The following is a 22,245-nucleotide window of genomic DNA, read 5'->3' on the forward strand; positions in this document are numbered from 1 at the left end:
CGTCATGGAGTCAGTCCAAATATGGCTCGAGCCTGTCGAGACCCCCGTGAATCATACGCGAGGTCCCGACAGGCTCTGACCGGATGTGGTGCTTTGGTCCTACTTGACCGAGCCGCCGGCGGCGACGATCTTCTGCTCAGCCGAGCCGGAGACCTTGTCGACGGCGACGTTGAGCTTGACCTGAAGGTCGCCGTTGCCGAGAACCTTCACGCGCTCGTTCTTGCGAACGGCGCCCTTCTCGACGAGGTCGGCGATGGTGACATCGCCGCCCTTCGGGTAGAGCTCGGCCAGCTTGTCCAGGTTCACGACCTGGTACTCCACGCGGAACGGGTTCTTGAAGCCGCGCAGCTTCGGCGCACGCATGTGGTACGGAAGCTGTCCACCCTCGAAACCGGGGCGGATGTTGTTGCGGGCCTTCGAGCCCTTGGTGCCGCGACCTGCCGTCTTGCCCTTGGAACCCTCACCGCGTCCGACGCGGGTCTTGTCCTTCTTGGCACCGGGAGCGGGACGAAGGTGGTGCACCTTCAGAACCTGCTCGCGCTTCTCGGCGACGTCCGCCTTGGGGGCCGCCTTCTTGGCAGGAGCCTTCTTCGCGGGAGCCTTCTCGGCGGCCGCGTCGTCGGCCTTCGCAGCAGCGGCCTTGGCCGGTGCCTTCTTCGCGGCAGCAGCCTTGGGAGCTGCGGCCTTCTCAGCGGCGGGCTTGGCCGCAGCCTTCTTCGCGGGAGCCTTCTTGGGGGCTTCTGCGGTGGCGTCGATCTTCTCGTCAGCCATTAGTCAATCTCCTCAACCTTCACGAGGTGCGCGACCGTGTTGACGTAGCCGCGGTTCTGCGGGTTGTCCTCACGCACGACCGACTGGCCGATTCGCTTGAGTCCGAGGCTGCGCAGCGTGTCACGCTGGTACTGCTTCTCGCTCACCTTGGACTTGATCTGGGTCACCTTGAGCTGCTTGGCCATCAGGCACCTGCCTTCGCTGCTGCGGCGGACTCTGCCGCCTGAGCCTCGGCACGCAGCAGACGGGCCGGTGCGACCTCGTCGTAGTCGAGACCACGACGGGCGGCGACGGCGCGCGGCTCTTCGAGCTGCTTGAGCGCCTCGACCGTGGCGTGCACGATGTTGATCGTGTTCGACGACCCGAGCGACTTGCTCAGGACGTCGTGGATGCCGGCGCACTCGAGCACGGCACGCACGGGACCACCGGCGATGACACCGGTACCGGGCGATGCCGGGCGAAGGAGCACGACGCCGGCCGCAGCCTCACCCTGGACGGGGTGGGGAATGGTCGCGCCGATGCGCGGGACGCGGAAGAAGTTCTTCTTCGCCTCCTCGACGCCCTTCGAGATCGCGGTCGGGACTTCGCGGGCCTTGCCGTAGCCGACACCCACGAGGCCGTTGCCGTCGCCCACGACGACGAGCGCCGTGAAGCTGAAGCGACGGCCGCCCTTGACGACCTTCGACACGCGGTTGATGGTCACGACGCGCTCGAGGAACTGGCTCTTCTCGGCGTCGCGGCCACCGCGGTCGCGGCCACCCTGGTTGCGGTCGCGACCGCCGCCACGGCGGTTGTCGCGCTCGTTGCGAGCCGGCTCGGAGGCAGCAGCCGTCTCGACGGGTGCCTCCGCAGTCACCTCGGTCTCCTTAACGGTGTTCTCACTCACAGGTTGAGCCCTGCCTCTCGCGCTCCATCGGCGATCGCTGCGACACGACCGGCGTACTTGTTGCCGCCGCGGTCGAAGACGACCGACTCGACGCCGGCCTTCTTCGCGCGCTCTGCGACGAGCTCGCCGACCTTCTTGGCCTTGGCGGTCTTGTCACCGTCGAACGCACGGAGGTCTGCCTCCATGGTCGAGGCGCTGGCCACGGTCAGGCCCTTGCTGTCGTCGACGACCTGCACGAACACGTGACGGGCCGAACGGGTGACGACGAGGCGCGGGCGCAGCTCGGTGCCGACGACCTTCTTGCGAAGGCGGGTGTGGCGGCGCGAACGCGCAGCCGTCTTGGTCTTCACAGCCATGATTACTTACCTGACTTTCCGGCCTTGCGACGCACGACCTCGCCGGCGTAGCGGATGCCCTTGCCCTTGTAGGGCTCGGGCTTCTTGATCTTGCGGATGTTCGCGGCGGTCTCGCCGACGGCCTGCTTGTCGATGCCGGCGACCGTGAGCTTGTTGTTGCCCTCGACGGTCAGCGTGATGCCAGCAGGCGCCTCGACGGTGACGGGGTGCGAGAAACCGAGCGCGAACTCGATCGCGGTGCCCTTCTGCGCGACGCGGTAACCGGTACCGACGATCTCGAGGCCCTTGGAGTAGCCCTCGGTGACGCCGATGATCTGGTTCGCGATGAGCGTGCGGGTCAGGCCGTGCAGCGAACGCGAAGAACGCTCGTCGTCGGGACGGGTCACCAGAACCTGGTTCGCCTCGACCTTTGCCTCGATGGGCGAAGCCACGGTGAGCGAGAGCTCGCCCTTGGGGCCCTTGACGTTGACGGCGGAGCCGTCGACCTTGACCTCGACACCCGCGGGGATGTCGATGGGGAGTCGTCCGATTCGTGACATGGAATTACCACACGTAGGCGAGGACTTCCCCACCCACGCCCTTCTTCTCGGCCTGGCGGTCGGTCAGAAGACCGCTGGAGGTGGACAGGATCGCGACGCCGAGGCCGCCGAGCACCTTGGGGATCTCGGTCGACTTCGCGTAGACGCGGAGGCCGGGCTTCGAGACGCGCTTGATGCCCACGATCGAGCGCTCGCGGTTCGGGCCGAACTTGAGGGTCAGCGTGAGCTCAGTGCCGACGCGAGCGTCGGTGATCTCGAAGCCGGTGATGTAGCCCTCTTTGGTGAGGATCTCGGCGATGTGCGACTTCAGCTTGGAGTTCGGCATCGTCACGGAGTCGTGGTGCGCCGAGTTCGCATTGCGAAGGCGGGTCAGCATGTCAGCGACCGGGTCGGTCATCGTCATTGCAGATGTTTCCTTACGTTCACCAGGTTTCAGCACCCGTTACACGAGTGCTGACCTGTGGTGGTGGCGGGACGCGGATGCGACCCGCCGGTACGCCGGTGCCGGCTGGGCCTCGGATGACTCCGAGGCCCGCCGGCGATGGCACAAACCCGTAGAGCTTACTACGAATTACTGAGCGGACTCGTTCGACTTGAACGGGAAGCCGAGCTGCTTGAGCAGCGAGCGGCCCTCGGCGTCGGTCTTGGCCGTGGTCACCACAGTGATGTCCATGCCGCGGACGCGGTCGATCTTGTCCTGGTCGATCTCGTGGAACACGGACTGCTCCGTGAGACCGAACGTGTAGTTTCCGTTGCCGTCGAACTGGGCGTCCGAGAGGCCGCGGAAGTCGCGGATGCGGGGCAGCGCGAGCGAGAGCAGGCGGTCGAGGAACTCCCACATGCGGTCGCCGCGCAGCGTGACGTGCGTGCCGATGGCCTGGCCCTCGCGCAGCTTGAACTGCGCGATGGACTTGCGGGCCTTGGTGACCTGGGGCTTCTGACCGGTGATCTTGGTGAGATCGGCGATCGCACCGTCGATGACCTTGCCATCGCGTGCGGCCTCGCCGACACCCATGTTCACGACGATCTTCACGAGACCCGGAACCTGGTGCACGTTGGTGTAGCCGTGCTCCTCGGTGAGGGCCTTGGCGATCTCGGTGCGGTACTTGGTCTTCAGGCGCGGCTGGATTTTGCCAGCCTGCGTAGCCGTATCGGTCATCAGATGTCCTTGCCTGACTTCTTTGCGTAACGAACGCGGACCGTCTTGGTGACGCCGTCCTTCGTGATCTGCTCTTCGCGGAAGCCGACGCGGGTCGGCTTCTTCGTCTCGGGGTCGACGAGCGCGACGTTGGAGACGTGGATCGGAGCCTCGTGGGTCTCGATGCCGCCGGTCTTCGTACCGCGCTGCGTCTGGCCGACGCGAACGTGCTTGGTGATGAAGTTCACACCCTGCACGACGACACGGTTCTCGGCGACGAGCACCTCGATGACCTTGCCCTGCTTGCCGCGGTCTCCGCCGCGTGCCTGGCTGCGGCCCGAGATGACCTGAACGAGGTCACCCTTCTTGATGTTGGCCATGACTTAGATAACCTCCGGTGCCAGCGAGATGATCTTCATGAACTTCTTGTCGCGAAGCTCGCGACCGACCGGTCCGAAGATACGGGTGCCGCGAGGGTCACCATCGTTCTTCAGGATCACCGCGGCGTTCTCGTCGAACTTGATGTAGGAACCGTCGGGACGACGGGTCTCCTTGACGGTGCGGACGATGACGGCCTTGACCACATCGCCCTTCTTGACGTTGCCGCCGGGGATCGCGTCCTTGACCGTGGCGACGATGACGTCACCCAGGCCGGCGTAGCGACGCTTCGACCCACCGAGCACGCGGATGGTGAGCAGCACCTTGGCGCCGGTGTTGTCGGCGACCTTGACTCGTGATTCCTGCTGAAGCACAGTTCTCTCCTTCTCTCAAGCAAGCCAGAGGCTTACTTGGCCTTCTCGGCGATCTCGACGAGGCGCCAGCGCTTCGTGGCGGAGAGCGGGCGGGTCTCGGAGATCACGACGAGGTCGCCGATGCCGGCGGAGTTCGCCTCATCGTGCGCCTTGATCTTCGAGGTACGGCGGATGACCTTGCCGTACAGGGGGTGCTTCACGCGGTCTTCGACCTCGACGACGATGGTCTTGTCCATCTTGTCGCTGACGACGTACCCACGACGAACCTTGCGGTACCCGCGAACGAGTTCGGCCGACTCGGCGACCTCGGCTGCAGCAGCCTTCTTGGTCTCAGCCATGATCAGGCCTCCTTCGTCTCTGCGACCTCAGCAGGGGCTTCCGCCTCGGCCTTGGCCTTCTTCGTCTTCTTCTCGGCCTTGGCGGGAGCCGCCTCGACCGGTGCGGGAGTGGCACGGATGCCGAGCTCACGCTCACGGATGACCGTGTAGATGCGAGCGATGTCGCGCTTGACGGCCTTGACACGGCCGTGGCTCTCGAGCTGGCCGGTGGCCGACTGGAAGCGCAGGTTGAACAGCTCTTCCTTGGCCTTCTTCAGCTCGTCGACGAGTCGCTCGTCTTCAAAGGTGTCGAGCTCGACAGTGGCGAGCTCCTTCGTTCCGACGGACATTATGCGTCGCCCTCCTCGCGCTTGATGATGCGTGCCTTGAGGGGCAGCTTGTGGATGGCACGGGTCAGAGCCTCGCGAGCGAGCTCCTCGGAAACGCCCGAGACCTCGAAGAGGACGCGACCCGGCTTGACGTTGGCGACCCACCACTCGGGCGAACCCTTACCGGAACCCATGCGGGTTTCGGCCGGCTTCTTCGTGAGCGGACGGTCGGGGTAGATGTTGATCCACACCTTGCCGCCACGCTTGATGTGACGCGTCATGGCGATACGAGCGGACTCGATCTGACGGTTGGTCACATACGCGGGCGTCAGCGCCTGGATGCCGAACTCACCGAACGACACCTTGGTGCCACCGGTGGCCTGGCCCGAGCGGCCGGGGTGGTGCTGCTTGCGGTACTTGACTCGACGGGGAATCAACATGGTTATGCCTCAACTCCTGCTGCCACCGGCTCCTGCGCCTTGGGCGCACGGCGGGGACGGTCATTGCGGTCACCACGGGAGGACTTCTGCGAAGCCTGCTCGCGAGCGAGCTCCTTGTTGGTGACGTCGCCCTTGTAGATCCAGACCTTCACGCCGATGCGGCCGAAGGTGGTCTTGGCCTCGTAGAAGCCGTAGTCGATGTTCGCGCGGAGGGTGTGCAGGGGCACACGGCCTTCGCGGTAGAACTCCGAGCGGCTCATCTCGGCGCCGCCGAGACGGCCCGACACCTGGATGCGGACACCCTTGGCGCCGGCGCGCTGAGCGCCCTGCAGGCCCTTGCGCATCGCACGGCGGAATGCCACGCGAGCGGAGAGCTGCTCGGCGATGCCCTGCGCGACGAGCTGGGCGTCGGCCTCGGGGTTCTTGACCTCGAGGATGTTGAGCTGGATCTGCTTGCCCGAGAGCTTCTCGAGGTCGGCGCGGATGCGCTCGGCCTCGGCGCCGCGGCGGCCGATCACGATGCCGGGACGCGCGGTGTGGATGTCCACACGCACACGGTCACGGGTGCGCTCGATCTCGATGCGCGAGACTCCCGCGCGGTCGAGCGACGTCTGGAGCAGGCGACGGATCTTGACATCCTCGGCGAGGTAGTCGGCGTAGCGCTGTCCGGGCTTGGTCGAGTCGGAGAACCACCGCGACACATGGTCGGTGGTGATGCCGAGACGGAAGCCGTACGGGTTGACTTTCTGACCCATTACTTCGTACCCTCCTCGGGCGTGGCGAGCACGACGGTGATGTGGCTCGTTCGCTTGTTGATGCGGAAGGCACGACCCTGAGCACGCGGCTGGAAACGCTTGAGGGTGGTGCCCTCATCGACGAATGCGCTGCTGATGTAGAGGTCCTGCTCGTCCAGATAGGTGTTCGTTGCATCGGCCTTGACGCGAGCGTTCGCGATGGCCGAGGCGACGAGCTTGTACACCGGCTCGCTCGCACTCTGGGGTGCGAACTTCAGGATGGCGAGTGCCTCCTGTGCCTGCTTGCCGCGGATCAGGTTGACGACGCGACGGGCCTTCATGGGGGTCACGCGGATGTGACGCACGCGTGCGATCGACTCCACCATTTCTCTCCTCCTTTTCGCCCCCGCGTCAGCGGCGGCGACCCTTCTTGTCGTCCTTCACGTGTCCACGGAAGGTGCGGGTGGGGGCGAACTCTCCGAGCTTGTGACCCACCATGGTCTCGGTGACGAACACCGGGATGTGCTTGCGGCCATCGTGCACGGCGATCGTGTGCCCGAGCATTGCCGGGATGATCATCGAGCGACGGGACCACGTCTTGATGACGTTCTTGGAACCGGCTTCGTTTGCGACGACGACCTTGCGAAGCAGGTGCTCGTCGACGAAGGGGCCCTTCTTAAGACTGCGAGGCATCTTCTCTTACTCCTACTTGCGCTTCTTGCCGACGGTGCGACGACGGACGATGAGCTTGTCGCTTTCCTTGTTGGGGCGACGAGTGCGTCCCTCGGACTTGCCCCAGGGGCTGACCGGGTGGCGACCACCGGAGGTCTTGCCCTCACCACCACCGTGCGGGTGGTCGACCGGGTTCATCGCAACACCGCGCACGGTCGGGCGGACGCCCTTCCAGCGCTTGCGGCCGGCCTTGCCCCAGTTGATGTTCGACTGCTCGGCGTTGCCGACCTCGCCGATGGTCGCGCGGCAGCGCGCATCGACGTTGCGGATCTCGCCCGACGGCAGACGGAGCTGCGCGTAGGGGCCGTCCTTGGCGACGAGACGAACCGAGACGCCGGCCGAGCGGGCGAGCTTGGCACCGCCACCGGGACGGAGCTCGATCGCGTGGATGACGGTACCCGTCGGGATGTTCTTCAGCGGCAGGTTGTTGCCCGGCTTGATGTCGGCGCCTGCGCCCGACTCGATCGGGTCGCCCTGCTGCAGCTTGTTCGGCGCGAGGATGTAGCGCTTCGTGCCGTCCACGAAGTGGAGCAGCGCGATGCGGGCGGTGCGGTTGGGGTCGTACTCGATGTGAGCGACCTTGGCCGGCACGCCGTCCTTGTCGTTGCGACGGAAGTCGATCACACGGTACTGGCGCTTGTGGCCACCACCGATGTGACGGGTCGTGATGCGACCCTGGTTGTTGCGACCACCGGTCTTCGAGAGCGGCTTGAGCAGCGACTTCTCGGGCGTCGAACGCGTGATCTCCGCGAAATCGGCGACGGAGGAACCGCGACGACCCGGGGTCGTGGGCTTGTACTTACGAATAGCCATGTTTTCCTCTGCTCCTTAGCCGACAGCCGTGAAGATGTCGATCGAGCCGGACTTGAGGGTGACGATCGCGCGCTTGGTGTCCTTGCGCTTGCCCTGGCCGAAGCGGGTACGGCGGGTCTTGCCCTGACGGTTCAGCGTGTTGATCGACGCCACCTGGACGTTGAAGATCTTCTCGATGGCGAGCTTGATCTCGGTCTTGTTCGAGCGGGGGTCCACGGTGAACGTGTACTTGCCCTCGTCGATCAGGCCGTAGCTCTTCTCCGAGACGACCGGCGCGAGGATGATGTCGCGCGGGTCCTTGTTGTGTGCGGCACTCATGCGGAGACCTCTTCCTTCTTCGCCGTCTTCGCGGCGACGAACGCCTCGAGCGCAGCGGTGCTGAAGACGATGTCGTCCGAGACGAGCACGTCGTAGGCGTTCAGCTGGTCGACCGAGAGCGTGTGCACGGTCGGGATGTTGCGGACGGCGCGCTCCGAGAGCTCTTCGCCACGGGCCAGCACCACGAGGTAGTGCTTCGCCGGGGCGATCGACGTGAGGAGCGCCAGCGCGTCCTTCGTCTTCGCGACGTCGCCGGCCACGAACGCCTCGACGGCGTGGATGCGGCCGCCGCGGGCGCGGTCGGAGAGAGCGCCGAGCAGAGCAGCGGCGATCATCTTCTTGGGGGTGCGCTGCGAGTAGTCACGCGGCTGCGGGCCGTGGACGATGCCACCGCCGGTCATCTGAGGAGCGCGGATCGAGCCCTGACGAGCGCGGCCGGTGCCCTTCTGCTTGAACGGCTTGCGGCCGGCGCCGGAGACCTCACCACGGGTCTTGGTCTTGTGGGTGCCCTGACGCGCTGCGGCGAGCTGGGCGACGACGACCTGGTGGATCAGCGGCACGTTGGTCTGCACGTCGAAGAGCTCGGCGGGGAGCTCAACGGTGCCGGACTTCTTGCCGGTGGCGTCGAGGGTGTCGATGGTGTTGGTCGCGGTAGCCATGGACTACGCCCCCTTCACTGCGTTGCGGACGAAAACGAGACGGCCACGCGCACCGGGGACGGCGCCCTTGACGAGCAGCAGACCCTTCTCGGCGTCGACGGCGTGCACGCGGAGGTTGAGCACGGTCACGCGCTCGCCACCCATGCGGCCGGCCATGCGCATGCCCTTGAAGACGCGGCTGGGCGTCGACGAGGCACCGATGGAACCGGGCTTGCGGTGGTTGCGGTGCGAACCGTGCGAAGCGGAGACGCCCTTGAAGTTGTGGCGCTTCATGACACCGGCGAAGCCCTTGCCCTTGCTCGTGCCGACGACGTCGACGAGCTGGCCGGCCTCGAAGGCGCCCTCGACGGGGAGCTCCTGGCCGAGCGCGTACGACGCGGCGTCCGCGGTGCGGACCTCGGTCACGTGGCGGCGGGGGGTCACACCTGCGGCGGCGAAGTGGCCGGTCGCGGGCTGGTTGACCTTGCGGGGGTCGATGGCGCCTGCGGCGATCTGCACAGCCTCGTAGCCGTCCTTCTCGACGGTGCGGAGCTGGGTGACCACGTTGGGGGCGATCTCGATGACGGTCACGGGAACGAGCTTGTTGTTCTCGTCCCACACCTGGGTCATGCCGAGCTTCGTGCCGAGCAGACCCTTCACGTTCTTGGTAGCGGAAGACATCTGTTACCTCAGAGCTTGATCTCGATGTTGACGTCTGCCGGCAGGTCGAGACGCATGAGCGAGTCGACGGCCTTGGGCGTCGGGTCCACGATGTCGATGAGGCGCTTGTGGGTGCGCATCTCGAAGTGCTCGCGGCTGTCCTTGTACTTGTGGGGCGAACGGATGACGCACACCACGTTCTTCTCGGTCGGAAGCGGCACGGGGCCGACGACCGTGGCGCCCGCGCGGGTCACCGTGTCGACGATCTTGCGCGCCGAGGTGTCGATGACCTCGTGGTCATACGACTTCAGTCGAATGCGGATCTTCTGTCCCGCCATGTCGAGCTCTCTCTCTGTCAAGGCGCCATACCCCTTCCGAGGGCATCGGGCGCCGCGTAGCGACTTCTGATGAAGCAACCACTGTTCTTCTGTCAAAGGCTGTGATCGAGCCTGCCGAACCCACCGCATCGCGGTGACCTCGGCACGCTCGACCACGAGCCGTATCCCCGGAACCTCCTGGACGCCTGCATTCCTCGCGGAAGACATGGGTTGCCCAGGGCTGTGTTGGTTTCGGTTCAGTCGTGTTCTGCTGCCCGCGGCCTAACCTGACCCCTTGCGCACGCCGATTCGGAGGCCCGAGGGCTTCGGTATCGGTGGGAGGGTGGTTATGCACTGCCTGGCAGTGATCCGGACGCACGCACAGCGCACGCCCGAAATGTTGAACTCACCAAGTTTGCCATATTCGGCACGTTGCTGCAACCCGGGCGTGTCGCGCGTGATTCCGGGCGAGCCCGGCACGTGCACAAGGGCCGAAGCGCCGCGGCCGAACCGTCGCATCATCGGTGTACCCGAATTCTCCCACGGCGGCCTGTGAGGGCGCCGGGCATCCGCCAGCCGCTCCCCGTGCGGGCTCGCCAGCGAGGAGGATGTCGGTATGACGAAGACTCCGGCCACCGGCATCCACCACCGCGAGAGCGCACGCGCGAGCGAGGGCAGCGTCTCGGCCGCCCGCACCGGCGCACGCACCTTCGAGGGGCGCAACGCGTCCGGTGCGGCCGTCTCCATCGGGCCGGCGGGCACGCCGGGGCACTTCTCCCCCGGCGAACTGCTGAAGCTCGCCCTCGCCGCCTGCGCGGGCATGAGCGCCGACTCCGTCATCGCGCGCCGGCTCGGCGACGACGTGGCCTTCACGGTCTGGGCGCATGGCAGTTCGGAGCCCGACAATCGCTACGACCGCATCGACGAGGAGCTGCTCATCCCGCTCGCGGCGCTCTCCGACGCCGAACGCGAGAAGCTCGCGAAGCTCGTCGACGCGTCGATCGCCCGGAGTTGCACCGTCGCCCGCAGCGTGGAGCAGGACATCGACATCATCAAGGAGATCGTCGACGTCGGCGAGTGAGGCGTGGCTTCGGTCAGTCGCGGTGATTCTGACTGCGGCACGCCAGCTCGTCGGCGGCGATGCCGGGCGCGACCGACCCGAGGGCGACGACCCCGGCGAGGGTGAACGCCAAGGCACCCGCGAGCACCCTCGGGTGCGACCCCACCGGCCCCCTGCGCCGCCGGAAGTGATCCTCGATGAACTGCTTCGAGAGCGCGGCGACGACCAGCGAGACGCCGACGAGCGCGACCATGAGCAGCGGCGGGCTCGGAACGCCCGTGATCATCGGCACGAACATGAAGATGGGCCAGTGCCAGAGATAGAGCGAGTACGAGACGTCGCCCATCCACTGCACGGGTCGCAGGCCGACGACGCCCGCCGTCGACCAGCGGGTCGCGGGCAAACCGGCCCAGATGATCGCGAGCGTTCCGACGACCGGCAGCAGGACCCACACCCCGGGGAACGCCTCGGTGTCCTGGAAGGTCGCGATCGGCACGACGATGAGGGCGAGCCCAGCCCACGACGCCGCAGCGCGCACACCCTGACCCGATGCGGCGAAGAACCGCGGAGCTGAACTCGCCAGCAGTGCCAGTAGGCCGCCGACCCCGAACTCCCACGCCCGCGCGACCGTCGAGAAGTACGCGAGGTTGTGGTCCGATCCGATCAGCACGAGCGACCAGGCGAACGATGCCGAAGTGACCGCGCCCAGGACGACCCACAGGATGCGCTGCAGGGAATGCCCGCGCCGACGGAGGATCCAGAGCGCGAGGAGGATCAGCAGTGGCCAGGCGAGGTAGAACTGCTCCTCGACCGAGAGCGACCAGAAATGCTGCACGGGAGTCGACTCCAGGTCCGCGGACGCCGGCAGCTGCGAGTCGACCGCGAGCCGCCAGTTCTCGACGTAGAACGTACTCGCCACGATCTCGCGGAAGTAGGCCGCCCAGTCGCGGTACGGCGCGAACGCGAGCGTGGCGGCGGAGACCGCGAGCAGCACCGCCATCGCGGCGGGGAGGATGCGTCGCGCACGCCGAACGTAGAACTCGCGGAGCGAGATGCGGCCGGTGCGATCGACCTCGCGAAGCAGGAGCGCCGTGATCAGGTAGCCCGAGACGACGAAGAACACGTCGACGCCCATGTACCCGGCTGGGGCGATGGCCGGCCAGCCGTGGTGCAGCACCACGGCTCCGACCGCGACGGCCCGGAGCGCTTGGATCTCGGGCCGAACAGTCGTGGGGGTCGGAGCTGCCGGGGGAAACGCCATCCCGTCCAGCGTAACCCGCTCGGGGGGTACGCGACATGTCGGCGGCGTTACGGCCACCCGTGCATCCGGTGTGTACGAAGTGCACGAGCGTACCTGCACACCCCGGAAACGCCAGAACGGGGCCGGACCCGAAGGTCCGACCCCGTTCAAGGTCGCAATCGCGAAGGTCTTACTTGAGGACCTTCGTGACGGTACCGGCGCCGACGGTGCGGCCACCCTCACGGATGGCGAAGCCGAGGCCCTCCTCCATGGCGATCGGCTGGATCAGCGCGACCGTCATGTCGGTGGTGTCGCCGGGCATGACCATCTCGGTGCCCTCGGGCAGCGTGATGACGCCGGTGACGTCGGTGGTGCGGAAGTAGAACTGCGGACGGTAGTTCGCGTAGAACGGGTTGTGACGCCCACCCTCATCCTTGGACAGGATGTACGCGGTGCCCTCGAAGTCCGTGTGCGGGGTGACCGAGCCGGGGGCCACGACGACCTGGCCGCGCTCGACGTCCTCGCGCTTGGTGCCACGGAGGAGAAGACCGCAGTTCTCGCCGGCCCAGGCCTCGTCGAGCTGCTTGTGGAACATCTCGATACCCGTGACCGTGGTCTTCTGCGTCGGGCGGATGCCGACGATCTCGACCTCGGAGTTGATCTTCAGCGTGCCACGCTCGGCGCGGCCCGTGACGACGGTGCCACGACCGGTGATCGTGAAGACGTCTTCGACCGGCATGAGGAACGGCTTGTCGCGGTCGCGCACGGGGTCCGGCACGGAGTCGTCGACAGCGGTCATGAGCTCGAGAACCGACTCGACCCACTTCTCGTCGCCCTCGAGAGCCTTGAGGCCCGAGACGCGGACGACCGGAGCGTCGTCGCCGTCGAAGCCCTGGCTCGAGAGCAGCTCGCGAACCTCGAGCTCGACGAGCTCCAGGATCTCCTCGTCGTCGACCATGTCGGACTTGTTCAGCGCGACGAGCAGGTAGGGAACGCCGACCTGCTTGGCGAGCAGCACGTGCTCACGCGTCTGAGCCATCGGGCCGTCGGTGGCGGCGACCACGAGGATCGCGCCGTCCATCTGAGCCGCACCGGTGATCATGTTCTTGATGTAGTCGGCGTGACCGGGAGCGTCGACGTGCGCGTAGTGGCGCTTCGGCGTCTCGTACTCGACGTGCGAGATGTTGATCGTGATGCCGCGCTGGCGCTCTTCGGGAGCCGAGTCGATCGACGCGAAGTCGCGCTGAACGTTGGTCGCCGAGGGGTACTTGTCAGCAAGCACCTTCGAGATCGCCGCGGTGAGCGTGGTCTTGCCGTGGTCGACGTGACCGATGGTTCCGATGTTGACGTGCGGCTTGGTCCGCTCGAACTTGGCCTTAGCCACTGTGGGTCCTCCTCAGGACTCGTGTAGATCTCCGGGCGCTGGATTGCGACCGGCGAGCTACGGGGTTTGTAGATATGTTACGCGAACCGGCTGGCTCGTGGGTCGGAGAGGGCCAAGGCCCCCGCCAGGGAGATTTATTCGCCCTTGTTCTTCTGGACGATCTCGTCGGCGACAGCCTTCGGGACCTCCGCGTAGCTGTCGAACGTCATCGAGTAGACCGCGCGGCCCGAGGTCTTGGACCGCAGGTCGCCGATGTAGCCGAACATCTCCGACAGGGGCACGTTGGCGCGAATGACCTTCACGCCGCTCGCGTCCTCCATGGACTGGATCTGACCGCGGCGCGAGTTCAGGTCGCCGATGACATCACCCATGTATTCCTCAGGGGTGCGCACCTCGACGGCCATCAGCGGCTCGAGCAGAACCGGGTTCGCCTTCCGAGCGGCTTCCTTGAAGCCCATCGAGCCGGCGATCTTGAACGCCATCTCCGAGGAGTCGACGTCGTGTGCGGCGCCGTCGAGCAGGCTCGCCCTGACGCCGACCATCGGGTATCCGGCCAGGATGCCGTACTGCATGGCGTCCTGGAATCCGGCATCGACCGAGGGGATGTACTCGCGGGGAACGCGTCCACCGGAGGTCTTGTTCTCGAACAGGTAGGTCTGCTCGGCCGTGACCTCGAGGGGCTCGAGCGCGAACTGGATCTTCGCGAACTGGCCGGATCCACCCGTCTGCTTCTTGTGGGTGTAGTCGTGCTTCTCGACCGCGCGCTTGATGGTCTCGCGGTACGCGACCTGGGGCTTGCCCACGTTGGCCTCGACGTTGAACTCGCGCTTCATGCGGTCGACCAGGATGTCGAGGTGGAGCTCGCCCATGCCCTTGATGACCGTCTGACCGGTCTCCTGGTTCTGCTCGGTGCGGAAGGTCGGGTCCTCTTCGGCGAGCTTCTGGATCGCCGTGCCGAGCTTCTCCTGGTCGGCCTTGGTCTTCGGCTCGATGGCGACCTCGATGACGGGCTCGGGGAAGGTCATCGACTCGAGGACGACCTGGTTGTTCGGGTCGCTCAGCGTGTCGCCGGTCGTGGTGTCCTTCAGACCGATGACGGCGTAGATGTTGCCGGCGGTCACCGAGTCGATCGGGATCTCCTTGTTGGCGTGCATCTGGAAGATCTTGCCGATGCGCTCCTTCTTGCCCTTGGTCGAGTTGATGACCTGGGCACCGCTGTCGAGGCGGCCGGAGTAGACGCGGACGTAGGTGAGGCGACCGAAGAACGGGTGCACCGCGACCTTGAACGCGAGCGCGGTGAACGGCTCGTCGGCGTCGGCGTGACGCATGACGACCTTCTCCTCGTCGCGAGCGTCGTGGGCCTCGATGGCCGGCACGTCGAGCGGCGACGGGAGGAAGTCGATGACGGCGTCGAGCATCGGCTGCACGCCGCGGTTCTTGAACGCGGAACCGCAGAGCACGGGGTAGATCTCGGAGTTGACGGTGAGCTTGCGGATCGCGGCCTTGATCTCGGCCACGGTCAGCTCTTCGCCGCCGAAGTACTTCTCCATGAGGTCGTCGCTGGTCTCGGCGACGACTTCGAGCAGGGCCGTGCGGTATTCCGCGGCCTTCTCGACGAGGTCGGCGGGGATCTCCTCGATGGCGTACTTGGCGCCCATCTCAACGTCACCCTTTGCATCGCCGCGCCACGTGAGTGCGCGCATTTCGATGAGGTCGACGACGCCCTCGAACTGCGACTCGGAACCGATCGGGAGCTGCAGCACGAGCGGCTTGGCGCCCAGGCGGCTGACGATCGTGTCGACCGTGTAGTAGAAGTCGGCGCCGAGCTTGTCCATCTTGTTGACGAAGCAGATGCGCGGGACGTTGTACTTGTCGGCCTGACGCCAGACGGTCTCGGACTGGGGCTCGACGCCCTCCTTGCCGTCGAAGACGGCGACGGCACCGTCGAGCACGCGGAGCGAACGCTCGACCTCGACCGTGAAGTCCACGTGGCCGGGGGTGTCGATGATGTTGATCTGGTTCTTGTTCCAGTAGCAGGTCACGGCGGCGGACGTGATCGTGATGCCGCGCTCCTTCTCCTGCTCCATCCAGTCGGTGGTCGAGGCACCGTCGTGCGTCTCACCGATCTTGTGGTTGACGCCCGTGTAGAACAGGATGCGCTCGGTGGTGGTGGTCTTGCCGGCATCGATGTGGGCCATGATGCCGATGTTGCGGACCTTGCTCAGGTCGGTGAGCACGTCTTGTGCCACGGGGGTTCCTCCGGGAAGTCAAGAAGGGAAAGAGAGGGGGGAGCGGATGCCGCAAGCCGAAGCCGCGGCATCCGCTCGGCCTGCTACCAGCGGTAGTGGGCGAATGCGCGGTTCGACTCGGCCATCTTGTGCGTGTCTTCACGACGCTTGACGGCTGCACCGAGGCTGTTCGACGCGTCGAGGATCTCGTTGGTGAGACGCTCGGTCATCGTCTTCTCGCGACGGGCCTTCGCGTAGCTCGTGAGCCAGCGGAGGGCGAGGGTGTTGGCGCGGTGCGGCTTGACCTCGACGGGGACCTGGTAGGTCGATCCGCCGACGCGGCGCGAACGCACCTCGAGGGTCGGGCGCACGTTGTCGAGCGCCTTCTTGAGCACCGTGACGGCGTCCTGGCCGGACTTGGTGGCCACGTTCTCGAGCGCTTCGTACACGATGCGCTGAGCGAGGTCCTTCTTGCCGTCGACGAGGATCTTGTTGACGAGCTGGCTGACGACCGGCGACCCGTAGACGGGGTCGGCGACGACGGGGCGCTTCGGAGCGGGTCCCTTGCGAGGCATTACTTCTTCTCCATCTTCGCGCCGTACTTGCTGCGACCCTGCTTGCGGCTCTTCACGGCCTGCGTGTCGAGCGCGCCACGGACGATCTTGTAGCGCACACCGGGGAGGTCCTTCACACGACCGCCGCGGATGAGCACCATCGAGTGCTCCTGCAGGTTGTGGCCCTCACCGGGGATGTAGGCCGTGACCTCGGTGCCGTTCGAGAGCTTCACACGAGCGACCTTGCGGAGCGCGGAGTTCGGCTTCTTCGGGGTGGTGGTGTACACGCGCGTGCACACGCCGCGCTGCTGGGGGTTGGCCTTCAGGGCGGGAGCCTTGGTCTTGGTGACCTTCGGCGAGCGACCCTTGCGGACCAACTGCTGAATCGTTGGCACTGCTTCTCCTTGTTGGTGCTGCACGGTGACAGCTTTGATGGATTTCACATCACGACCCACCGTCCGCGCGAAACCGCGTGGACGTAGTGTGGTGGGTATGCCGTGGGGGCGAGACGCCCTGAATGCGCACGTCGAAACGCGCACACCCGATCTATGGTAATGCCGCGTAACGTTGCGGTCAAATGGGGGCGGATGCCGCGGGCGGCTGCCCAGCGCACTCGCAGGTGCTGCTCAGCCGGCAGAGGTCAGCCCGGCCAGCCGGGGGCGTCGAGCTCGCGGTCGAGATCGGCGAGCATGTCGGCCACCTGCGGCTCGACGAGGCGCTCGACCGCGTTGCCGATGCGATAGCGGTGCTGGGCCAGCTCGACGCAGATGCGTCGGCCGAGCTGCTTGGCGAACTCGTCGGCGAGGCGCACCTCCTCGCGGAGGGCCTCCTTCTCTTCCGGCGTGAACGGCCTCGGCGCGGGTTCGGCGGCCTCGGCGGCGGCCTCCTGCTCGAGTCCGCCGAGCGTGAACAGGAACGGCTGGTCGGCCACCGGCTCGGGGTCGACCTCGAGGCCGGCGAACTCGGGGTCCAGCCCCTCGCCCGCGCGGTACGGACGGCGTGCCTTGCGCTCCTCGGCGAGCCGGATCTCGCGGTGCAGCATCGGCAGGTTGCGGGCGGTGTAGTCGTCGACGGCGAGGTCGATGACCCCCTTCATGCGCATCGAGAACGAGTGCTGCACCGGATGCGGCACGTCGACGTCGAGGCCGGCCGCGGCGAGGATCGGCGAGCCGAAGCATCGCTGGCAGAGGCGCACCCGTGATCGGTGCGTGCCGGGTCGCCACCGCGGCAGCCATTGCAGCCAGCGGTCGACCTCGTGGCTCACGCGCGCCTCGACCGAACCCTCCACGAGGATCACGATAGCGCCGCAGGCGTCCGGCGGCGCGCGTTGCGCCTCGCCCGGCCGCCGTCAGGCGGGTTCGGCCCGCCGACGACGGCCCCGGAGAATGGAGTCATGGCCGCGGCATCCGGAACCTACACGACCGTCGCGGCGCGCGTTCGGACGGAGATCGAGATCGAACGCTCGCGATTCGTCTGCGTGCTCGAACGCGTCGGCGACGAGGATGCCGCGCGCGAGGTCGTCGCGGCGGTGCGGGCGGCCGAGCCGAAGGCCCGACACCACTGCACCGCGTTCGTCATCGGCGCGCGCGGCGAGCTGGTGCGGTCGAGCGACGACGGCGAGCCCTCGGGGACGGCCGGACAGCCGATGCTCGAGGCGCTGCGCGGCGAAGGGCTCTCCGACGTCGTCGCCGTGGTCAGCCGGTACTTCGGCGGCCTGCTGCTCGGCACGGGCGGTCTCGTGCGCGCGTACACGGCCTCGGTGCAGGCGTCGGCACGGGCCGCGACACGGGTGACCCGCAGCCTCCGCACCACGGTCGAGGTGCACGCCGACTACGAACGCGGGCCGTCGCTCGAGGCCGAGCTGCGCCGCCTCGGCCACGTGCCGCTCCACGTCGAGTACGGCGCCGGCATGCGCATCGACGTCGGCGTGCCGCCCGCCGACACCGACGCCTTCGCCGCGCGCATCGCCGAGCTCACGGGCGGCGCGGCCCGCGTCGAGCCCGCGGCGACCGCGTACGTCGACGACCCGGCGTGACGCGGCATCCGCTGTTCGATGCACCGTTCGCAATCCCCCAGTCGGTCGAGCGGGTTCGGTCAGGTGCCGACGGTCACGCGCTGACGGTCACTCGTCCTCGTCGCGCTCCCACGGCCAGCGCGGGCGACGCATGCCGTCGTCGCGGCCGCGGGCGACGAGCACGGCGAGGACGGCGGCGACCGCCGCCGCGAGGGGCACGACCACCCCGAACCAACCGAGTCCGAACAGGATGCCGAACGCCGCGCTGGCGGCCACGCTGCCGGTCGAGCCGACGAGGTGCCCGATGATGGCGACGATCACGAGCGTCAGCCAGCTGCCGAGCGCCGTGAGCGCGACCGTGCCGGCCATGCGCTCGGGTCGCGCGAGCCGCAGCCCGAGCGTGAGCAGCACGGCCAGAGCGGATGCCCCGACGGCGACGGGCACGACCAGCACCCCGACCGCGGGGTCGGCGACGACCTCGACATCGGCGAGCAGGCTCACGAACCCGTAGGCGCACACGACGAGCGCGGCGAAGAGCGCCGTCGCGAAGCCCGCGACGACCCAGGCCGTGCGACGAGGATCCATGTCTTCGAGCGTACGCCGAGGCGCGTCAGCCGCGCGGGGCCGCGAGCTCCTCGCGGAGCGTCGGCGCGGCACGCCATTCGGCGGCCGCGACGATGCGGTCGAACAGCTCGAGCATGAGCGGTTCGAGCGCGGCGAGCACGCTCGACAGGCTCACGAGCACGACCTCTGCACTGCCCGGCACCGTGATCCAGTAGTCGACCGTGATCGATTCGGCGGTCTCGGCGGCGCCGTCGGGCCCGTCGGTCGCATCGGATCGTTCGGCGCCGACGCCGGTGCGTTCGGTGCCCCGGCGCACGATGCGGCGCAGCACGATCGATTCGCCCTTGGCGAAGGCCACGCCCCCCTGGGCCGCGAATGCCGACCACGGGTCTGCCGCGTCGACCCTCGCACCCGCAACGCCGCTCGTCAGTGCGCCGACGACGCGTTCCGCCAGCAGCGCGGGCTCGGCGCTCGTGCCGAACGCCCCGGGCACGGCGTACTCGGTGATCGTCGTGGCGAAGGCGATGCCGCCGTCATTGGACTCGGAGAGGTGCATCTGCACGGCGCCCGCCCGCGCCGCCTCGTCGATCGAACGTGCAAGCCGGGCGCGATGATCGGCGCGCGTGCGCGCGAGGTCGTCGCGTCGTCCGTATCGGGCGCGCACGAACTCCGCGATCGCGGCGGCTCGCGTCTCCGCGTCGGCCCCGAGCGGGGCCCGCCACCACGCGCCGGGCAGCACGAGGTCGAGCCTGGGTGATCTGGTGGTCACGGGGGCGCTCACCCCTGGGGCGCCAGATCGCGCAGGGCGCCGGTCTGGATGCTCGCAAGCCGCGGGTTGATCATGAACACGCCGTCGATGCCCGTCTGCTGCAACGGCCCCTCGAGGTCGATGCGATCGCCGGCTGCCGAGCGTGCGATCAGTTGGACGGTCTCGTATCGCCCGGGTGCGGTTGCGCCGACCGCAGCGAGGGCCGCCATCAGCGCATCAGCCGACAACGCATCGCCCGACATCTCCAACTCCACGAAGAGGTACGGCGAAAGGCCGTCGACGCCGTCTTCGACGAAGACCTCTGCGATTTCGGGCGAGGCATCGCGCACGGCATCGGCGATCTCATCGTGCGTCTCGGCGGCCCCGGGGCGGGCTGCGCAGGCCCCGAGCGCCAGGACCACGGCCACCACGATGCCGCCGAGCGCGACCCTGCCGAGACGATTCACCATGCTGAGCACCATACCTACTCTGCGAACGTGTACTGGGAGCTGTCGCCCACGGTGCCGAAGAACTGCTCGAAGCCGTCGTCGACGGTGGGGTCCGCGGTGAGCAGGTCACGGGCGGTCTGCTGATACGCGACGTTGTTGTGCGGCTGCGCGGAGTACGGCTCTCCGGTCGATGGATTGACCCCGGGCGGCACGTCCCTGGAATAGGTCGTCCAGGTGGCCGTCGGCCGCGGCGGACCGGTGAGGTCGAGCTGGTGCACGATGTCGCCCTCGTGCTGCATCGAGACCACCGTCGTCTTCGAGGGGATCGCCATGTCGTCGATGGGTGCGCCGTAGGCGAGCACGCCCTGGAAGTTGAAGGCGTCCGAACGGTTCGCCGCAAGGTGGCCCGCGAGGATTCCGCCTTGGCTGAAGCCGACGAGCAGCACCGGGTCGTTCGGGCCGATGCCCGCCTTCGTCATCGCATCGAGCACGGCACGCTCGTACTGCGTGCGCACGTCGGGGAAGAGCCGCAGCACGATGTTCGTGTCGAGGTCGTTGACCGCGCCGTCGCCGTTCATGTCCTGACCGAAGAACACGCCGGCGACCTGCCAGTCCTGCGTGCTCGGCAGGGTCACGATGTACCGCGCAGGCTCGCCCTCCATGCGCACGATGTCGACGACGGTCTGCGACTCGCCGCCCATCGCATCGGAGTACCCCTCGAGCGCGACGAGGTCGTCGAGGCTGTCGATCTCGGTCACCGCGTTGGCGTCCTCCCACGCCGCCTTCGACTCCCTGCTCTCGTCGGAGCCGGGCTCGAACTCGCTCACCGCCGGGGTGGGCGCGAAGATCTCGATGGCCACGCGCCACGCCAGCACGACCCCGATGAAGGCGACCGTGCCGAGCACGAGCGCCCAGAACAGCGGGCTGCTGAGGAGCAGCACCGCGAGTCCGACGACCGCGGCCAGGATCACGCCGATCGCCGCCGCCACGAGGAGCACGAGTGCCGCGGTGACGAGCAGCAGTCCGACGACCAACGCGATCGCCACGAACGCGAGCAGCGCCGCCGCCACGACGACGATGAGCAGCGCCGCGATCGCGAGCGCCAGGACGATGAGCGCCGCCACGATCGCGAGGCCGAGCAGCACGATCGCGGCGACCACGACGAGCACCGCCGCGATGAGCACGATGACCGCCTCGACGATGGCCATGACCGCCGCGACCACGGCACCGGCGATCGCCCGGATCGCGTCGCCGATCGCGTCGAACACCGCGCCGATGGCCCCGCCCAGGTCGTCCCAGAACGAGTCGTTCAGGTCGCTGCCGTCGACGACGCCACGGATGCGGTCGATCGCGACGCGCGCGGCACGATCGCGATCCGCGACCGCCTCCTCCCAGCGCTGACGGGCCGACTCGGCGGCACCCTCGCTGCGATCGAGATCCGCGCCGACCGAGGTGATCGACCGCTCGAGCGTGCGGAGGTCGGCCGCGGACGTATCGTCGGGCAGATCGCGGAGCTTGGAGCGCAGCGTGCGCTCCCGCGCCTGGAGCGCCGTCGAGTCGCCCTCGGCGTCCTGGGCGTCGCGGATCGCGCGGTCGGCGTCGTCCTGCGCCCGATCGAGCGCGGCCGCGTAGTCGACGAGCGCGTCGCCGGTCTCGCCGTAGCGGCGTTCGGCGGCCCCGATCTCGCGGGAGAGGCGCTCGGCATCCGCTCGCACGCGGTCGACGGCGACGCTGACCATCGCCGACGGTTCGGCGATGCGATCGAGCGTCGCGACGGCGTCGCGGATCGCGGAGGCGGTCTCGGCGTAGCGCTGGCCCGTGCTGCGCAGCACCACGGGATCACCGGGAAGCGGGTGCATCAGTTCTCCTCACGGGTGGCCAGCGAACGGTCGAGCTCGGTGAACGCGCGATCGATCTCGGTGAGCACGCCCGCGAGCCTGCCCAGGTTCTCGGCGAAGTCGCGACGGCGGTCGTCCCAGGTCGACGCGAACCGCTCGATCGCGTGGGCGAGCTCGGGATGCCCCGCCGCGTCGGCCGCGGCCTGCGCGGTGTGCTCGCTCTGCTCGAACACCCGCTTGATGGCACGGGCGTCGCTCGCGGCGCCGCCGATCGCGCTCAGGTCGAGCTTCAGGAGGTCGGCCATGCGTTCTCGCCCTTCGAAGTCTCTGAACCCGGAACCATGACGACCCTATTGGGTGGCCTCGTCGAACCGGAATGGGGAGGACTCCCCTCGCTCGGCCCGACGCGCTCGCCCGCGACAGCGT

General features: G+C 67.6%; 33 protein-coding genes. 2 read left to right on the forward strand and 31 right to left on the reverse strand.

The window, feature by feature from the left end:
- Positions 1 to 99 precede the first annotated feature (99 nt).
- The 20 genes from rplO to rpsJ all read right to left on the reverse strand — a co-directional run bounded on the left by rplO (position 100) and on the right by rpsJ (position 9,761).
- Positions 100 to 771, reverse strand: coding sequence for a 50S ribosomal protein L15 (rplO, locus tag ATC03_RS21050; protein WP_074401073.1), 672 nt, complete (start codon positions 769 to 771; stop codon positions 100 to 102).
- Positions 771 to 956, reverse strand: coding sequence for a 50S ribosomal protein L30 (gene rpmD, locus ATC03_RS15235; RefSeq protein WP_055860148.1), 186 nt, complete (start codon positions 954 to 956; stop codon positions 771 to 773). The genes rplO and rpmD overlap by 1 nt, the downstream gene beginning before the upstream one ends.
- Positions 956 to 1,627 (reverse strand): 30S ribosomal protein S5, encoded by a 672-nt coding sequence (rpsE, locus tag ATC03_RS15240; RefSeq protein WP_227820122.1) that lies wholly within the window; start codon positions 1,625 to 1,627, stop codon positions 956 to 958. The genes rpmD and rpsE overlap by 1 nt, the downstream gene beginning before the upstream one ends.
- Positions 1,628 to 1,653: 26 nt before the next feature.
- Positions 1,654 to 2,013 carry a 50S ribosomal protein L18 gene (gene rplR / locus ATC03_RS15245; protein ID WP_067878886.1) on the reverse strand — a complete coding sequence of 120 codons (360 nt, stop codon included), beginning with the start codon at positions 2,011 to 2,013 and terminating at the stop codon, positions 1,654 to 1,656.
- A 2-nt stretch (positions 2,014 to 2,015) separates the two neighbouring features.
- Positions 2,016 to 2,552, reverse strand: a complete 537-nt coding sequence (gene rplF / locus ATC03_RS15250) for a 50S ribosomal protein L6 (protein ID WP_067878889.1) — start codon at positions 2,550 to 2,552, stop codon at positions 2,016 to 2,018.
- Between the two features lie 4 nt (positions 2,553 to 2,556).
- Positions 2,557 to 2,955 carry a 30S ribosomal protein S8 gene (gene rpsH, locus ATC03_RS15255; RefSeq protein ID WP_067878897.1) on the reverse strand — a complete coding sequence of 133 codons (399 nt, stop codon included), beginning with the start codon at positions 2,953 to 2,955 and terminating at the stop codon, positions 2,557 to 2,559.
- Positions 2,956 to 3,123: 168 nt separating this feature from the next.
- Entirely contained in the window at positions 3,124 to 3,711 is a 588-nt protein-coding gene (rplE, locus tag ATC03_RS15260; protein WP_067878900.1) for a 50S ribosomal protein L5, read from the reverse strand.
- Complete coding sequence (gene rplX / locus ATC03_RS15265) at positions 3,711 to 4,070, reverse strand: 50S ribosomal protein L24 (RefSeq protein ID WP_067878903.1); 360 nt, start codon at positions 4,068 to 4,070, stop codon at positions 3,711 to 3,713. The genes rplE and rplX overlap by 1 nt, the downstream gene beginning before the upstream one ends.
- A gap of 3 nt (positions 4,071 to 4,073) precedes the next feature.
- The gene (rplN, locus tag ATC03_RS15270; protein WP_067878906.1) at positions 4,074 to 4,442 is read right to left on the reverse strand and encodes a 50S ribosomal protein L14; all 369 of its coding nucleotides are present in this window, start codon (positions 4,440 to 4,442) and stop codon (positions 4,074 to 4,076) included.
- Between the two features lie 32 nt (positions 4,443 to 4,474).
- Positions 4,475 to 4,780, reverse strand: coding sequence for a 30S ribosomal protein S17 (gene rpsQ / locus ATC03_RS15275; protein WP_067878910.1), 306 nt, complete (start codon positions 4,778 to 4,780; stop codon positions 4,475 to 4,477).
- A 2-nt stretch (positions 4,781 to 4,782) separates the two neighbouring features.
- The gene (gene rpmC / locus ATC03_RS15280; RefSeq protein WP_067878913.1) at positions 4,783 to 5,109 is read right to left on the reverse strand and encodes a 50S ribosomal protein L29; all 327 of its coding nucleotides are present in this window, start codon (positions 5,107 to 5,109) and stop codon (positions 4,783 to 4,785) included.
- Positions 5,109 to 5,528: a 50S ribosomal protein L16 gene (gene rplP, locus ATC03_RS15285; RefSeq protein ID WP_055860175.1), complete on the reverse strand. Its 420-nt coding sequence runs from the start codon at positions 5,526 to 5,528 to the stop codon at positions 5,109 to 5,111. Before rplP ends, rpmC begins: the two co-directional genes overlap by 1 nt.
- Positions 5,529 to 5,530: 2 nt before the next feature.
- A complete protein-coding gene (gene rpsC / locus ATC03_RS15290) occupies positions 5,531 to 6,283 on the reverse strand; it encodes a 30S ribosomal protein S3 (protein ID WP_067878916.1) in 753 nt (250 codons plus the stop codon).
- Positions 6,283 to 6,648 (reverse strand): 50S ribosomal protein L22, encoded by a 366-nt coding sequence (gene rplV / locus ATC03_RS15295; RefSeq protein WP_067878919.1) that lies wholly within the window; start codon positions 6,646 to 6,648, stop codon positions 6,283 to 6,285. The genes rpsC and rplV overlap by 1 nt, the downstream gene beginning before the upstream one ends.
- Positions 6,649 to 6,673: 25 nt before the next feature.
- Positions 6,674 to 6,955 (reverse strand): 30S ribosomal protein S19, encoded by a 282-nt coding sequence (gene rpsS, locus ATC03_RS15300; RefSeq protein ID WP_055860184.1) that lies wholly within the window; start codon positions 6,953 to 6,955, stop codon positions 6,674 to 6,676.
- Between the two features lie 12 nt (positions 6,956 to 6,967).
- Positions 6,968 to 7,807: a 50S ribosomal protein L2 gene (gene rplB / locus ATC03_RS15305; RefSeq protein WP_067878922.1), complete on the reverse strand. Its 840-nt coding sequence runs from the start codon at positions 7,805 to 7,807 to the stop codon at positions 6,968 to 6,970.
- A gap of 15 nt (positions 7,808 to 7,822) precedes the next feature.
- Positions 7,823 to 8,125 carry a 50S ribosomal protein L23 gene (rplW, locus tag ATC03_RS15310; protein ID WP_067878925.1) on the reverse strand — a complete coding sequence of 101 codons (303 nt, stop codon included), beginning with the start codon at positions 8,123 to 8,125 and terminating at the stop codon, positions 7,823 to 7,825.
- Positions 8,122 to 8,784, reverse strand: a complete 663-nt coding sequence (rplD, locus tag ATC03_RS15315; RefSeq protein WP_067878927.1) for a 50S ribosomal protein L4 — start codon at positions 8,782 to 8,784, stop codon at positions 8,122 to 8,124. Before rplD ends, rplW begins: the two co-directional genes overlap by 4 nt.
- Before the next feature lie 3 nt (positions 8,785 to 8,787).
- Positions 8,788 to 9,444, reverse strand: a complete 657-nt coding sequence (gene rplC / locus ATC03_RS15320; RefSeq protein WP_067878929.1) for a 50S ribosomal protein L3 — start codon at positions 9,442 to 9,444, stop codon at positions 8,788 to 8,790.
- Positions 9,445 to 9,452: 8 nt separating this feature from the next.
- Positions 9,453 to 9,761 carry a 30S ribosomal protein S10 gene (gene rpsJ, locus ATC03_RS15325; protein WP_017201594.1) on the reverse strand — a complete coding sequence of 103 codons (309 nt, stop codon included), beginning with the start codon at positions 9,759 to 9,761 and terminating at the stop codon, positions 9,453 to 9,455.
- A 595-nt stretch (positions 9,762 to 10,356) separates the two neighbouring features.
- Here rpsJ and ATC03_RS15330 point away from each other — a divergent pair.
- On the forward strand, positions 10,357 to 10,821 hold the full coding sequence (locus ATC03_RS15330; protein ID WP_084003547.1) for an OsmC family protein: 465 nt from the start codon (positions 10,357 to 10,359) through the stop codon (positions 10,819 to 10,821).
- Positions 10,822 to 10,834: 13 nt separating this feature from the next.
- Here ATC03_RS15330 and ATC03_RS15335 read toward each other — a convergent pair whose 3' ends face one another.
- The 6 genes from ATC03_RS15335 to ATC03_RS15360 all read right to left on the reverse strand — a co-directional run bounded on the left by ATC03_RS15335 (position 10,835) and on the right by ATC03_RS15360 (position 17,494).
- Positions 10,835 to 12,061, reverse strand: a complete 1,227-nt coding sequence (locus tag ATC03_RS15335; RefSeq protein WP_074401075.1) for an acyltransferase family protein — start codon at positions 12,059 to 12,061, stop codon at positions 10,835 to 10,837.
- Positions 12,062 to 12,230: 169 nt separating this feature from the next.
- Complete coding sequence (gene tuf, locus ATC03_RS15340) at positions 12,231 to 13,424, reverse strand: elongation factor Tu (protein WP_067878933.1); 1,194 nt, start codon at positions 13,422 to 13,424, stop codon at positions 12,231 to 12,233.
- A gap of 134 nt (positions 13,425 to 13,558) precedes the next feature.
- A complete protein-coding gene (fusA, locus tag ATC03_RS15345) occupies positions 13,559 to 15,673 on the reverse strand; it encodes an elongation factor G (RefSeq protein ID WP_067878935.1) in 2,115 nt (704 codons plus the stop codon).
- Positions 15,674 to 15,756: 83 nt separating this feature from the next.
- Positions 15,757 to 16,227 (reverse strand): 30S ribosomal protein S7, encoded by a 471-nt coding sequence (gene rpsG, locus ATC03_RS15350; RefSeq protein WP_055860217.1) that lies wholly within the window; start codon positions 16,225 to 16,227, stop codon positions 15,757 to 15,759.
- On the reverse strand, positions 16,227 to 16,601 hold the full coding sequence (gene rpsL / locus ATC03_RS15355) for a 30S ribosomal protein S12 (protein WP_022883289.1): 375 nt from the start codon (positions 16,599 to 16,601) through the stop codon (positions 16,227 to 16,229). Before rpsL ends, rpsG begins: the two co-directional genes overlap by 1 nt.
- 245 nt (positions 16,602 to 16,846) lie before the next feature.
- Positions 16,847 to 17,494 (reverse strand): spermidine/putrescine ABC transporter substrate-binding protein, encoded by a 648-nt coding sequence (locus ATC03_RS15360; protein ID WP_067882367.1) that lies wholly within the window; start codon positions 17,492 to 17,494, stop codon positions 16,847 to 16,849.
- 105 nt (positions 17,495 to 17,599) lie between these two features.
- On the opposite strand from ATC03_RS15360, the gene ATC03_RS15365 reads away from it, so the two are divergent.
- On the forward strand, positions 17,600 to 18,241 hold the full coding sequence (locus ATC03_RS15365; protein WP_067878947.1) for a YigZ family protein: 642 nt from the start codon (positions 17,600 to 17,602) through the stop codon (positions 18,239 to 18,241).
- Positions 18,242 to 18,328: 87 nt separating this feature from the next.
- Here the strand turns inward: ATC03_RS15365 and ATC03_RS15370 are convergent, their stop codons facing one another.
- Genes ATC03_RS15370 through ATC03_RS15390 form a run of 5 tightly spaced genes read right to left on the reverse strand, consistent with a single transcriptional unit; the run spans position 18,329 to position 22,124 of the window.
- A complete protein-coding gene (locus ATC03_RS15370; protein WP_067878950.1) occupies positions 18,329 to 18,805 on the reverse strand; it encodes a DUF6121 family protein in 477 nt (158 codons plus the stop codon).
- A 25-nt stretch (positions 18,806 to 18,830) separates the two neighbouring features.
- Positions 18,831 to 19,553, reverse strand: a complete 723-nt coding sequence (locus tag ATC03_RS15375) for a hypothetical protein (protein WP_152030980.1) — start codon at positions 19,551 to 19,553, stop codon at positions 18,831 to 18,833.
- A gap of 8 nt (positions 19,554 to 19,561) precedes the next feature.
- The gene (locus ATC03_RS15380) at positions 19,562 to 20,002 is read right to left on the reverse strand and encodes a hypothetical protein (protein ID WP_152030981.1); all 441 of its coding nucleotides are present in this window, start codon (positions 20,000 to 20,002) and stop codon (positions 19,562 to 19,564) included.
- Positions 20,003 to 20,016: 14 nt separating this feature from the next.
- A complete protein-coding gene (locus tag ATC03_RS15385; protein WP_067878959.1) occupies positions 20,017 to 21,840 on the reverse strand; it encodes an alpha/beta hydrolase in 1,824 nt (607 codons plus the stop codon).
- A complete protein-coding gene (locus ATC03_RS15390) occupies positions 21,840 to 22,124 on the reverse strand; it encodes a hypothetical protein (protein WP_067878962.1) in 285 nt (94 codons plus the stop codon). The genes ATC03_RS15385 and ATC03_RS15390 overlap by 1 nt, the downstream gene beginning before the upstream one ends.
- Positions 22,125 to 22,245 lie beyond the last annotated feature (121 nt).

Source organism: Agromyces aureus (assembly GCF_001660485.1).
In the GTDB taxonomy this organism is placed as follows: domain Bacteria; phylum Actinomycetota; class Actinomycetes; order Actinomycetales; family Microbacteriaceae; genus Agromyces; species Agromyces aureus.